This window comes from Rivularia sp. PCC 7116 (assembly GCF_000316665.1).
GTDB lineage: Bacteria > Cyanobacteriota > Cyanobacteriia > Cyanobacteriales > Nostocaceae > Rivularia.
Genome location: NC_019678.1, coordinates 8,225,330 through 8,237,701, shown reverse-complemented (window position 1 = coordinate 8,237,701; position 12,372 = coordinate 8,225,330). Strand labels below are relative to the sequence as shown.

The following is a 12,372-nucleotide window of genomic DNA, read 5'->3' as shown; positions in this document are numbered from 1 at the left end:
AGAGATTTTATTTATCATACTATATATGGTGCGTCACGGTATTTTCAATATGGTAATTTAATATTGATAATTTTCAAACCGTGACAGCACCCTACAGTATTTATAATCGTCTTTAATTACAAAGTTGAAGTAAAATATTTAATCAGTTTTAAGATTTGAATAAATGGTATAAGTAAGATAAATAATCATTTTTTAAATTGGTGTTTGAAGCATTACTTTTAGATTTTTCAATTGGATTCATACTTTTTATCAATTTGTGGATATTTTACGAATTGACAGTCATTTTTTATTTCACCATGCATGTTCCCATAATATTATTGGGATTTTTATTCGGTATATTTATTAATTTCTGGGAGGTAGTTTATGAATTAGGAATCAATTATCGGTGGATAGTTGCTTATATTGTTCCTTTTATAGTTCAATTTTTTTTAGCTGCAATTTGCGTTATTGCCAGAGCTCGTGTTAGCGAAACCATATCTGTTCGAGATGTAATTATCATTTGCCTAACTCCTGCAATAATAGCGTTTTTACCGTTTATTTTTCCCGGTTTACAGAAATTGCTTTCATCAAATGCTAAATATACTCTTTATAATAGTTGTCTTGGTGTTTTGGGATTGATTAGCAATACGTCCATTCTGATATTTGGTGGATTAATTGGGTTATACAACTTTTGATGCTACGTTACGGCATTTTCAAGGTTGTCATTGAAGATTAAACATATTTGCGCCGTGACAGCACTACAATGCTTTTATATTTTTAAATTGAATTAATATTTTCACAGCAATATGCAATACCGAATGCCTAATTTTTTATTGCCAAGGATTAACAATACTCAAGCCGACATCCTTAAAATCATATTCATTTCTAGTTACCAAGCTACAATTATTGTGTATCGCAATTGCAGCGATTAAAGAATCAATTGCAGGCATTCTTTTTCCTTCTATATCGAGTCTTCCGGTTAATTCTCCCCAAACCAAGATTACATCTGTATCTATTACCAATATTTTGCCTTGAAAGCGTATTAGTAACTCATCGTTTAGCCATTGTTGAAGATTCGTTTTTCGCTTTGATTCGGGTAGTTTCTCTATTCCCTTACGAATTTCACCAATAGTAATAACGCTCAAATAAATATTTTCTTGCTCAATATTATCAATCCAATCAATAACTTTTTTGGAAGGTTTTTTTGCTACTAATTCATAAATTACACAGGTATCGAGCAGATATTTCATAATACAATATCTTCCCGAGCATCGCTCTTATCCCTACTAAAATCTAAATCTTCTTCAACTAAAGGAGACTCGCGAAAAAACTCGGAAATCTTCTTTTTTGAGGCTATCATCTGACGATACTCTGTATATGATACAACTATTGCGACTTCAACACCCCTTCTAGTAATAACTTGTGCTCCTTCATTGATAGCCTTATCTACCACTTCACTAAATTTATTCTTTGCTTCTTGTAGCTGCCAATATTTTTCCATATTAAATATATCTATCTAGCCAGTCTAGACGTTTAATTCTATTGTACTGTAATTTATAAGCGATTACGAACAGCGCTTTAATCAAGCATTAGCAAGCTAGAAAACAATAATGATAAAATTGCAGTAGAAAAAGCGAACAAGGTAAATCTTGTCCGCGTATGTGATTACCAAGAATATAATACCTGACAACAAAGTACTTATGTACTACATTGCTGACGTATAAGTTAATTATGCGCGATCGCCGCCGTAGTTATAAATAAAATTTATGCCCACATTGAACTTTAACATTGAGCGGGTAACTGTTAATTCTGTTTGCAGTTTCCATGCTTTGAGCAGCAAAATCCAGTAACATCACTTCATCATCGATTATGCTTACGAGATAAAATCTCTTGCTTTCTTCTTCAGTGTCTCTGCGGTTTAATTATTATGAGTAACCATATCTTTGGTATACGACATCACGGTCCCGGTTCAGCACGCAGTCTGCGTAGGGCATTAGAACAGCTACAACCCAATATCATCCTCATCGAAGGACCTCCTGATGCCGAATCATTGCTACCGTTGGTTGTTTCATCGCAAATGCAGCCGCCGGTAGCACTACTAATTTACCTGCCAGACAACCCCAAAGAAAGCGTTTATTATCCCTTCGCCGTATTTTCGCCAGAGTGGCAAGCAATACAATTTGGACTCAGTAATAATATCCCCGTGCGGTTTATGGATTTACCCCTAACCCATCGGATGGCTATGGTAGAAGAAGTACAAGCAGAAAATAAAGTAATTTCTCCCCCCTCTCTCCCACAAGATCCATTGGGATTACTCGCCGAAGCAGCAGGATACAGCGACGGAGAGCGCTGGTGGGAACATATGGTGGAAACACGCGGGGATAGTGTTGATTTATTTACAGGTATTTTGGAAGCAATGACGGCAGTGCGTGAAGAAATGCCAGCTTCTGAAAATCCTATCGAAAACAAACGGGAAGCTTATATGCGGAAAACTATCCGCACCGCTCAGAAAGAAGGTTTTGAGCGCATTGCCGTTGTTTGTGGTGCTTGGCACGCTCCCGCACTTTCCCAGATGCCAGCAGCTAAAGAAGATACGGCATTACTCAAAGGTTTACCTAAGAAAAAGGTACAAGCAACCTGGATACCTTGGACTTACGGGCGTTTGTCTTACAGCAGCGGTTATGGTGCTGGTATAGAATCACCTGGTTGGTATCACCATCTTTGGCAATGGGGAATTGGGCATGGGGCATTGGGGATTGGGAATAGGGCATTGGAAAGACAAGAAGAAATTGCTACCCCCTCTCCCCCCTCTATTTCAATAACCTGGATGGCTAAAGTAGCGCGTTTGCTGCGGCAACAAGATTTAGATGCTTCTTCAGCACACATTATTGAAGCGGTAAGGTTGGCGGAATCTTTAGCTGCTTTGCGAAATCGCTCTTTGCCCGGTTTACCGGAATTGAATGAGGCTACACAAACGGTAATGTGTTTCGGTAGCGATTTACCGATGCAGTTGATTTTCGATAAGTTGATTGTTGGGGAAAGTTTGGGAAAAGTCCCCGATGAAACGCCGATGGTGCCGTTGCAGCAAGATTTGCAGCGCCAGCAAAAGCGATTGCGTATGCCTGCGGATGCTACAGAAAAGACATACGATTTGGATTTGCGGAAGGAGAATGATTTGGCTCGCTCCCATTTGCTACATCGTCTCAATCTTCTAGATATTCCTTGGGGACAATTTCAGCAAACTCGCGGCAAGAAAGGTACTTTTCATGAATTTTGGCTGGTACAGTGGCATCCCGAATTTGCTGTCAATTTAATTGAAGCCGGAGTTTGGGGAAATACGATTGCTGATGCTGCAAATGTCAAAGCTTGTAGTGCTGCGGATACAACTGATGAGTTACCAGTGCTGACAGGTTTGTTGGATAAAGTGATTTTATCTGACTTACCCGATGCGGTAATTCATTTAATGTCGCGGTTGCAAAATGCTGCTGCTTTAACCAGCGATGTCACTCATTTAATGAATGCATTACCACCACTCGCGAATGTGATGCGCTACGGTAACGTGCGACAAACCGATACAGCGATGATATCTCATGTCGTTGATGGTTTAGTAGCGCGGATTTGCATTAGTTTACCAGGTGCTTGCGTTTCACTTGATGATGATGCAGCAGCGCAAATGTATGAGAATGTAGTAAAGGTGAATAATGCGATTGGTTTATTACAAAACGAAGAACATATCACCTCTTGGAGACAAGTTTTAGTACAAATTGCAGACAATATTAACGTACATGGTTTAATTTCTGGGCGTTGCTGTCGTCTGCTGTTAGATGCTGAGGTTTTAGATGCAGCAGAAGCAGCACGTAGAATGGGCTTGGCTTTATCTACAGCTAATGAACCATCTCAAGCAGGCGCGTGGGTAGAAGGATTTTTAAAAGGTAGCGGTTTACTGCTTTTGCATGATGATAAGCTTTGGCAGGTTTTAGATAATTGGGTAAGTCATTTAAGTGAAGATTTCTTTGTAGCTTCGTTACCTTTATTAAGACGTACTTTTGCTACTTTTAGCGAACCCGAAAGAAGACAAATGGGTGAAAGGGTGAAGAATGGTATTGATGGAAATTCTGGTTTTCCTGATGATGAGAATGATATTAATCAAGAGAATGCTGTTTTGGTTTTGCCTATTTTGAAGCAGTTTTTGGGTGTTTGAAAATTGTATTTTATAGTTAGCTTTTGTCACGGACGGGTTATTACTTATTAAATGGGATTATACAATTAATTTTCTATACCAAAAGCCCAGTCATATCAAGTCTGGCTAATTACTTATTATATAACTAATTACATAATACATATACAAAGCTAGTGATAAATATCCCCAAAAATAAAAATATTTTAAGCAGCATATCAAATTGTTTTCTTAAATTTATGCTAATAGCTGCAAAAACGTTGATTCGTTTCTTCCTGTAAAAACGTGAGAAATGCTTTCACTTTAGCTGTATGGTGCAAATCAACATGGGTTATTATCCAGAAGGGTATATCCCATTCTTCTTTAGGCGGCGAGATTTCAATCAGTTCAGGATGTTGAGTGGCTTTGTCAGTTGGAAAGAACCCAATGCCAATTCCCGATAGTATTGCAGTTTCCAAGACGGTTACATCAGTACTCCGAAAAATAATATTCTTCTCGGGGATATTCTCTCGCATCCAGCTATTGATGTTCAATGGCGGACCATAATTGAGATTATCAAACCCCACAAAATTATGTTCTGCAAAATCATCATCAGCTTTGGGAGTGCCTTTACGCGAAACGTAATCTACACTAGCGTAGAGTCCTATTCTTGGTGTAGTAAAGGGCTGTACAATATGATCTTCAATTTCTGGTTTAGCACCCGCGCGTACAGCAACATGAGCTTCACCATAATCTAGTCGAAAAAGTTTTTCACTTGCCAGATCACGAACATAAATATTTGGATATTGAGCCTGAAAGTCTTTTAGCACTGGGATTAACATCGGCGCAAGTATATACAAAGATGTCAAGATAAATTCACCCGAAAATCCTGTATTATCTGCTGCTGCGAGTTCTACAAGCCGACTAAATTGTGCATCTGCGGTTCTAGCCATACGCATTAATTCCAGACCTAATTCTGTAGGGGTGTATCCCCGTGAATGACGCAGAAAAACCTTTGCTCCTAAAGCATTTTCTAAAGTATCTATGTGGCGAATAACGGTTGAACGGTGAATACCTAAAATTTCGGCAGCTGCTGTAACGGTTCCTAAACGTGCGACCTGATAAGCCGTTCTAATTTCATTCCAATTATTCATTAATTCGCCTTAGCCAAATCGCATATCGTACATATTAATGGAATTTACAACAATTTTGCATCATGCCAAGTGCTAAGGGTTTCTCATCGTAGAACCTGGTAAGCAACTGAAATCACTCAAACTACCCATAGAACTGAGGACTGCAAAATCGCACACTATATGTGCGTATTAATGGAATTTACAACAATGAAAGCAACATGCCAATATGGCTTGGTCAATATGACATAGAAATTATCTCAGAAATAATCAATCACCATTGACAAATCAAGATTCTTAAGTGCGGAGTCAGGTTTTCCCCCAAAACTAAGTCGAATTTTTCAAGCATTAACTGAAAGGAGGTCAAAATGCTCGTAGAAAATCATATGCTCGGAGAGCTTTATGCTACCCGCTATCGTGGAAAAAATCCGAAATACGCCCTCGTCATTTCCCACGGCTTTGCCGGACATGGTGGGATTTACGATGCTTTTTGCACTTATTACGCTGAAAAAAAGGGTGCGGACATCTGGAGTTACGATGCTCCCGGTCATGGAAAATCAACACGCAGCACCCGACCGCGCGGTCAGTTTGAGTTTGCCGAGTGGGCACAAGCAGGTGTCAATTTTGCTACCCATGTGAAGCAAGAAACGGGACTCCCAGTTTTTCTGCTCGGGTCAAGTTTTGGTGCCGCTGCTGCATACTCTGGAACCTATGCTGAGGCAGTTATAGGCTCAATCATTATGGGTTCGGCTTTTGTACCTGGCGGTCCCTTTACCGCAAAGCTTAGAGAACCCTTAAAATCTGAAGCATTTCAGACTTTTATCAAGCTTGCCGGACGCGGTGCGCGGATTGATGTTGACCTGACTTTCGATTTGGATGAAGACTATGGTTTGGAAGGTGCTGGCGAGATGAAGCACGCCGATCCTTGGAATACCTGGAGTTACGATTTGGCTTCTTGGGCATCCGTGATTACATACGATCCAGTTGTACCAATTGCGGAAAACACAAAGCCCATTTTATTTGTCGGTGGTGAGAAAGATCCCACGTTTCCACCCGATGTAATCAAGGCAACTGCATCTGCAATCGCAGGTCCCGTGGAATGCAAAATCATGGCGGATGCAACTCACCAAATGATGATTTATCACACTGAGGGCTTCTCGGAAATTGTTGAAGAATTTGTCAACAAGTACATCTAGATTCAGATAAGGAGGAGAAAGAAACATGATTAAAGCAAACGGCATCAACCATCTACCAATTTCCACTGGTGACACGAAGAAGCAAATAGAATTCTTCACTGATGTTCTGGGTGCAGAGCTTGTTGCTCTATTTCCAATGCACAATGTCAGTGGCGCTCACCACACCTTTCTGAAATTAAGTGATAAATGCTGTCTCAGTTTCGTTGAGTTCCCAGAAAATAAAAACATCGAGCCGATTGCCGGTGTCACCTATACCCAGAATGGACCATCAGCCCCAGGGACATTACAGCATTTAGCGTTCAACGTAGATAGCGTCGAAGAACTGCTCAATATGCGCGATCGCCTCCGCTCCAAAGGTATCCATGTCTTTGGACCGCTTGACCACGGGGTGATGCAGTCAATTTACTTTAGTGGTCCCGACAATTTATCTTTGGAGATTGCAGTTTACACAGGTACGATTAACCCCGAGGCTTGGATCGATCCCAAGATTGTGGAAGCACTCTCGATTTCCTCTGAAGAATTGGCACGCTACAAAGCACCCGACTCCTATGAAGGTAAGGGTGGAACAGTTCCCCAACCTCCTGTAGATCCGATAAAAAACCATGGGATTTTTGAGAATAAGCTACTCAAGCAGGCTGTAGAAATGTCAGATGAAGAAGTTTTTGCCACAATGAGTACTCCGGAACCTCCTGTCTCGATCTAATACTTAATTGACACTATTTCAACCACAACTTTAAAACCGACACTGGGCAGATTAGTGATGTTAAGTTAAGAAGCTGAAATCTGCCCTCTCTATTCTGTTCTAAAAGGAAAATGATAAATGCCTCAAATTAGTCAACAAAATACACATATACTGTTGAAGATTTCCGCCATCCTTTGGGTGATTTGGGGACTTGTCCATGCTTTAGCTGGGGGTTTAACCATTTCCGGTGACACAGCAGTTGCAGTCGCAGGAATAGCCGATGCTGTAGACCCCAATTTATTGAAAATGGATTATCCCGATGCCGTTGGAGCTATTATTAATCAGCACGGTTTCAATCTGCTATGGGGTGGTGTCGTTACGATTATCGGCGGCATATTTATTTGGCGCAAAAACGTTGCTGCTATATTCGTCTCAGCCCTAGTTGGCGGTCTACTTGATGTTGGATATTTTATATTTATAGATTTAGGTGCTTACAACAAGTTCGTACCCGGAACTGTTATGACAATCATCTCATCCTTGGCAATTACATTGAGTTTTTATGCTTATTTTCGTTGCAAATACGCTAACTCCCCAGAAAAATGAATAATTCAAGGATTTCATTGGTCAGCATATTTCTTCTGTTCTTCATGCTTTGGGCACCATTAGGGCAATATGATTTCCTCATAGAAAATTGGATGAAGATTGGTATCTATACAGTTCCATTCATTCTGTTCATATTCTTTTCGTCCAGAACTGAGCAGACAGAGGTAGTTTTTTCAGATACGAAATTGATATCTGTAGTACTGCTAGTGGCATATATGATTCATCAATTCGAGGAACATTGGATCGATGTTTTTGGCAATCATTATGCGTTTTCTGAGTATTTCAATACCTTGTTTTTGAGTATACTTGGAGTACAAGATTCTTCTGTAATAATATTGAGCCGAGAAGCAATATTTGTAATCAATACATCTCTTGTATGGTTAATTGGTATCATTGGTATCTGGCGTAGTCCCAAACATTTATTTCCAGTATTAGCAATGAATGGTATTGTGCTTGTCAATGCCATCAGCCATATCTTCCCAGGGATATTTAAACAATCCTACAATCCTGGTTTGTTAACAGCGATAGTGATTTTTCTGCCTGTGGCGATCGCCTTTTACCGAAAAGTATTATTTACCAAACAGTATGCGAAATCACAGGTCATAGCGAGTATCGTTTGGGCAATTATCGCACACGTCATTCTAATTACTGGATTGCTATCAGCTAACTGGTTTGAGCTTATTCCCTCTGAAGTTTATTTTGCTATGTTAGTTGTATGGTCAGTAATTCCAGCATTTTTATTCAATAATTATTTGCCTAATTCAAGCACGCTCGTCGAAGATGATCTCACACCATGAATTTATCAAATTTAAAATCCAAAATAGAATATGCCCATCTACTTCTACACCACTAACGATGAATACGGTTGCTTCTCTAATTTCTCACCCCACGGTGTTGAGTTAGATGGCTTTTGGTGGAAGACAACCGAACATTATTTTCAAGCTCAAAAATTTATCGGAACACATCATTTAGAAGAAATTCAACAAGCAAAAACTCCCAAACAAGCTGCTTCAATGGGAAGAGATAGAAAACGCCCTTTACGTAAGGATTGGGAGGAAGTTAAAGACGATATCATGCGAAAAGCTGTTTTGAAGAAGTTTGAGACTCATGCAGAAATTCGCGAAATTTTACTTGCTACCGTTGATGAAGAAATCATCGAAAATGCACCAGGTGATTATTATTGGGGTTGCGGTAAAGATGGTAGCGGAAAAAATATGTTAGGGAAAATATTAATGGAAGTGAGAGATAAAATACGATAAATAGATAAGCTATTTAAGTTTGCTTTGTAATCGGAACTAATTTTTCACTTTGATAATTAGAGTCGTGAGTTCCTAAAAGTTTATCCCAAAATGTAAAATACAGTCCGTAGTGTAAATTGTATTTACGATGATGTATTAGATGATGTTTTGAACCAATAAACCATTTTCCCAATGAGTTGGAATAAAAAGATGCTGGAAATAACTCAAATCCAATATGATTAAATACTGCCCATACTGTCATTACAATTAAAGCAGTAATTAAAGGAATATAGTGAAGGGGCAAAACAAAAATTATACAAACAAAGAAAAGCGCTTGTATAAATGCTTCAATAGGATCGAATGCAAAAGATGTCCAAGGTGTTGGAACTTTTGAACGATGATGACCAAAATGCAGCTTTCTAAACAGTAAAGGATGGTGAAATAGTCGATGCATAAAATAAAAATAGGTATCTTGTAAAACAAGTAATGCAGCGAAACTAACGCCTAAATACCATAATCCATATTGATTCATAGAAGTATATAAACGTGTAAATCCTAAATCATATGCTGTAATTACTAAAGCGGCACAAAATGCAAAAATTATCGCACATAATAACGATAATTCCATATCTTTCTTAATTGTTTGCCACGCTATAGCTTTACCTTGTAAATTAACTTTGGCTATATATTTGATTAAAGCAGAATAGCACACTAAATAGGTTATCCCGCATATTAAAAAATATCGGCTGACAATTATACCAAAAAGAGCAAGCCAGTCTAAGCATAGCTTGTTCAAGATAAATAATAAATTTTGTTGCAAGCGAATTCCCTAATTAATCAACGGTTTCTATTATTGTCTATTAAAATTGGGTCAAAGGTTCGATTAATTTTTATATCTTAAGATAATAATATTATTATAATTACTCTTTTTTGGATTAAGCCGGTAACATTCTGTTAAATCCGAGCAGTACTTTGTTTGGGATAACCCTTAACATCAGCTAAGGCTGAAGCTGAAGAATCCTTAAGTTTCTTGATCGCGCTGAAACTACCATCTGTTTCTAAAATCACTGCTTCTGCATCTTCTAACGCCGCCATTCCATTTGTACGCAAAGCTGCCAAAACTTCACCTTCAGCTACCCTTTGATGTCGCATAGCATGATGCTGTAATTCACCTTTGAAAAGTAACAAAGTAGGCTCTGCTTTAATCCATCCTTGAAATATATTGGAGCGTACCGAAATCCAGGTAATAATAAACTGAAATAATACTAACAATCCAATTGCTAATACTCCTTGTACTAAAGAAGTATCTTTTGACAGCATCATGCTTGCGAGTATAGAACCGAATGCGATTGTGATCACAAAATCAAAAGCATTCCACTTTGATAAAGTTCGCTTGCCGGAAACACGAAGTAAAATAATTGTGGCTATATAGCCAAGGGTTCCAACTATTAAAGTGTGCTGTATAGAGTCCCAACTATTTAACAAAATTTTTTCCTAATCGTTAATACATGATAAAAAAGAAGTTAGGCAGATTATTTTACCAAAATCTCTGCCTTACAAGCTATTAATATTTATTTTTAGGTAATCTTAAATATTCAGATTACCAAAAAAAGTTAATTACTGAGCGGGTGGTACGACTTTAACGTCTGTTTTCACTGATTTTACGCCCAAAATTTGTTTAGCTAAAGGCTCAACTGTTTTATATTCCTTTTGATTAGGAACTGTTCCTGCAATAGATACTGCACCATCTTCAGCTTCAACAACTAATTTTGCACGGGGGATATTAGCTTCTAATTTAGAACGCACTTCGCTTGCTAAATCGGAGTCGGCTCTATCAGTTTGATCGCCAACTATATCGTTACGCTGCTCTCTAGCTCGGATATCAGAATTTAGCTGATCTTGACGAATTTCACTGGAAGCATCTTCTAAAGTCTCTTCAACTTTACTAGCTTGCTCTACCTCATCGTTAACAGAATCAGGAGCGTCGGAACTAGTTTTAGCGGTTTCGCAAGCAGCGGAACCAAATAATAAAATACTACCTAATACAAATGTTGCTAACTTTTTCATTTTTTCCTCACAGATATTATTTGTTTCAAAAGATTGGGAAGATACCAAGCAGAGTATCTAATTTGAATATTTAATACTCTGTTGGTAATTTTGATTTCTTCCACTCATTTTTTATCGGTTTTTATTGATTACGGGATTACCATCAACGTCGATATCTAATTCTTCGCGACGAAGAGTTTCTTGCGCTTCTACAGTTTCGCGCTCAACTTCTTTGTGGACTTTAACTTCTTCGCGAACAAAAGCTTCTTTGTTGATATCAGCAGATTCTTCGTAGATATCCATGCGAGCAACTTCATTACCAGAGAAATCAACACTTCCTGGAGCTACTACTTCTTGATTTGTAGGAGTGGTGCGCTCGATTACTACTCTTTCTTTCTCGATGGGAACTGCTACTTTAGCTGTTTCTGTTTCAACTTTCTTACCTACAGAAACTTCACCGGCTTTGTGACGCTCTTTATCTGCCACCAAACGCTCTTCGTAAAGCTTAACGTTATTATTGTCTGCAACTTCTGCGGTTGCAGGAGCTTCTGCCACAGGCTGTGCTGCTGGAGCAGGTGCGTTATAGATTCCGAATTCTTCTACACCACTGCGCTGCATGATGACTTCAGCACGTTTTACTTCAGCTTCGGTACCGGTTACCATTACCAAGAAGCTACCACCAGAAACTCTATCGCTGTAAACCTTTGCTTTCTCTTCAGGAATACCCAAGCCAATCAAAGCACCAACTAATCCACCAGTTGCTGCACCGATTGCACCACCTGCTAGAGTTGTTGCGATCGCGGTGGCTTCAGCACCAGCGAATATAATTGGACCGATACCAGGGATTGCTAATGCTCCCAAACCAACGAGCAAACCGGTAATTCCACCCAAAGCTCCACCAGTTAAAGCTCCAGCAGCAGCACCTTCATCAGCTTTGTTACCAACGTCTTCTGTGGTTTCAACACCATCTAATTTGTCAGCATCGCGTGCGATTACAGAAATTCTGTCTTGGTTGAAACCAGCATCTCTCAAACCGCGAACTGCCGCTTCTGCTTCTTCACGACTGTAAAATAAACCTGCAGCTCTTTTGTAATCGATATTATTTGTATAAGCTGTCATTATTGACCTCTGTTGATTAACAATAAGTACTAGCGTTTAATATGTATCTTTAAAATCAAGATTTACACTAGCTGTACGCCCGAATAGTTCCGTTTGCGTACATTCCAATAATCTCAAGCTTTGGCTGATTTCGCTTCTATCAAAAGAACAATCAATGAGTAAATCGAAAGATAGAATTGATTATGAAAATTATGTATTTATCAATTATTTTTTTAAAAATTAC

At 38.8% G+C, this 12,372-nt stretch carries 13 protein-coding genes; 6 read left to right on the top strand and 7 right to left on the bottom strand.

Annotated elements, in window-relative coordinates; genetic code table 11:
- Positions 1-809 precede the first annotated feature (809 nt).
- Both RIV7116_RS31505 and RIV7116_RS31500 read right to left on the bottom strand, forming a co-directional pair.
- The gene (locus tag RIV7116_RS31505) at positions 810-1,229 is read right to left on the bottom strand and encodes a type II toxin-antitoxin system VapC family toxin (protein ID WP_015122393.1); all 420 of its coding nucleotides are present in this window, start codon (positions 1,227-1,229) and stop codon (positions 810-812) included.
- Positions 1,226-1,480 carry a type II toxin-antitoxin system Phd/YefM family antitoxin gene (locus tag RIV7116_RS31500; RefSeq protein ID WP_015122392.1) on the bottom strand — a complete coding sequence of 85 codons (255 nt, stop codon included), beginning with the start codon at positions 1,478-1,480 and terminating at the stop codon, positions 1,226-1,228. Before RIV7116_RS31500 ends, RIV7116_RS31505 begins: the two co-directional genes overlap by 4 nt.
- A 426-nt stretch (positions 1,481-1,906) precedes the next feature.
- On the opposite strand from RIV7116_RS31500, the gene RIV7116_RS31495 reads away from it, so the two are divergent.
- Positions 1,907-4,180, top strand: coding sequence for a DUF5682 family protein (locus tag RIV7116_RS31495; RefSeq protein WP_015122391.1), 2,274 nt, complete (start codon positions 1,907-1,909; stop codon positions 4,178-4,180).
- 218 nt (positions 4,181-4,398) lie between these two features.
- Here the strand turns inward: RIV7116_RS31495 and RIV7116_RS31490 are convergent, their stop codons facing one another.
- On the bottom strand, positions 4,399-5,289 hold the full coding sequence (locus tag RIV7116_RS31490; RefSeq protein WP_015122390.1) for a LysR family transcriptional regulator: 891 nt from the start codon (positions 5,287-5,289) through the stop codon (positions 4,399-4,401).
- Between the two features lie 344 nt (positions 5,290-5,633).
- On the opposite strand from RIV7116_RS31490, the gene RIV7116_RS31485 reads away from it, so the two are divergent.
- The 5 genes from RIV7116_RS31485 (at position 5,634) to RIV7116_RS31465 (ending at position 9,005) form a co-directional block, all read left to right on the top strand.
- Entirely contained in the window at positions 5,634-6,461 is an 828-nt protein-coding gene (locus RIV7116_RS31485; protein WP_015122389.1) for an alpha/beta hydrolase, read from the top strand.
- 25 nt (positions 6,462-6,486) lie between these two features.
- Positions 6,487-7,164 carry a VOC family protein gene (locus RIV7116_RS31480; RefSeq protein WP_015122388.1) on the top strand — a complete coding sequence of 226 codons (678 nt, stop codon included), beginning with the start codon at positions 6,487-6,489 and terminating at the stop codon, positions 7,162-7,164.
- A 117-nt stretch (positions 7,165-7,281) separates the two neighbouring features.
- Positions 7,282-7,746: a hypothetical protein gene (locus tag RIV7116_RS31475; RefSeq protein ID WP_015122387.1), complete on the top strand. Its 465-nt coding sequence runs from the start codon at positions 7,282-7,284 to the stop codon at positions 7,744-7,746.
- Positions 7,743-8,543: an HXXEE domain-containing protein gene (locus RIV7116_RS31470; protein ID WP_371261607.1), complete on the top strand. Its 801-nt coding sequence runs from the start codon at positions 7,743-7,745 to the stop codon at positions 8,541-8,543. The genes RIV7116_RS31475 and RIV7116_RS31470 overlap by 4 nt, the downstream gene beginning before the upstream one ends.
- A gap of 30 nt (positions 8,544-8,573) precedes the next feature.
- Positions 8,574-9,005 (top strand): NADAR family protein, encoded by a 432-nt coding sequence (locus RIV7116_RS31465; RefSeq protein WP_015122385.1) that lies wholly within the window; start codon positions 8,574-8,576, stop codon positions 9,003-9,005.
- Between the two features lie 13 nt (positions 9,006-9,018).
- Here RIV7116_RS31465 and RIV7116_RS31460 read toward each other — a convergent pair whose 3' ends face one another.
- The 4 genes from RIV7116_RS31460 to RIV7116_RS31445 all read right to left on the bottom strand — a co-directional run bounded on the left by RIV7116_RS31460 (position 9,019) and on the right by RIV7116_RS31445 (position 12,149).
- Positions 9,019-9,696 (bottom strand): sterol desaturase family protein, encoded by a 678-nt coding sequence (locus RIV7116_RS31460; RefSeq protein WP_015122384.1) that lies wholly within the window; start codon positions 9,694-9,696, stop codon positions 9,019-9,021.
- A gap of 242 nt (positions 9,697-9,938) precedes the next feature.
- A complete protein-coding gene (locus RIV7116_RS31455; protein ID WP_015122383.1) occupies positions 9,939-10,469 on the bottom strand; it encodes a DUF421 domain-containing protein in 531 nt (176 codons plus the stop codon).
- Between the two features lie 132 nt (positions 10,470-10,601).
- On the bottom strand, positions 10,602-11,051 hold the full coding sequence (locus tag RIV7116_RS31450) for a BON domain-containing protein (RefSeq protein ID WP_015122382.1): 450 nt from the start codon (positions 11,049-11,051) through the stop codon (positions 10,602-10,604).
- Positions 11,052-11,162: 111 nt separating this feature from the next.
- Positions 11,163-12,149 (bottom strand): DUF2382 domain-containing protein, encoded by a 987-nt coding sequence (locus RIV7116_RS31445; protein WP_015122381.1) that lies wholly within the window; start codon positions 12,147-12,149, stop codon positions 11,163-11,165.
- Positions 12,150-12,372: the final 223 nt, after the last annotated feature.

Coding starts and splice junctions, on each gene's coding strand:
- RIV7116_RS31505 (WP_015122393.1), bottom strand. CDS start 1,229: ATGAAATATCTGCTCGATACCTGTGTAATTTATGAATTAGTAGCAAAA.
- RIV7116_RS31500 (WP_015122392.1), bottom strand. CDS start 1,480: ATGGAAAAATATTGGCAGCTACAAGAAGCAAAGAATAAATTTAGTGAA.
- RIV7116_RS31495 (WP_015122391.1), top strand. CDS start 1,907: ATGAGTAACCATATCTTTGGTATACGACATCACGGTCCCGGTTCAGCA.
- RIV7116_RS31490 (WP_015122390.1), bottom strand. CDS start 5,289: ATGAATAATTGGAATGAAATTAGAACGGCTTATCAGGTCGCACGTTTA.
- RIV7116_RS31485 (WP_015122389.1), top strand. CDS start 5,634: ATGCTCGTAGAAAATCATATGCTCGGAGAGCTTTATGCTACCCGCTAT.
- RIV7116_RS31480 (WP_015122388.1), top strand. CDS start 6,487: ATGATTAAAGCAAACGGCATCAACCATCTACCAATTTCCACTGGTGAC.
- RIV7116_RS31475 (WP_015122387.1), top strand. CDS start 7,282: ATGCCTCAAATTAGTCAACAAAATACACATATACTGTTGAAGATTTCC.
- RIV7116_RS31470 (WP_371261607.1), top strand. CDS start 7,743: ATGAATAATTCAAGGATTTCATTGGTCAGCATATTTCTTCTGTTCTTC.
- RIV7116_RS31465 (WP_015122385.1), top strand. CDS start 8,574: ATGCCCATCTACTTCTACACCACTAACGATGAATACGGTTGCTTCTCT.
- RIV7116_RS31450 (WP_015122382.1), bottom strand. CDS start 11,051: ATGAAAAAGTTAGCAACATTTGTATTAGGTAGTATTTTATTATTTGGT.
- RIV7116_RS31445 (WP_015122381.1), bottom strand. CDS start 12,149: ATGACAGCTTATACAAATAATATCGATTACAAAAGAGCTGCAGGTTTA.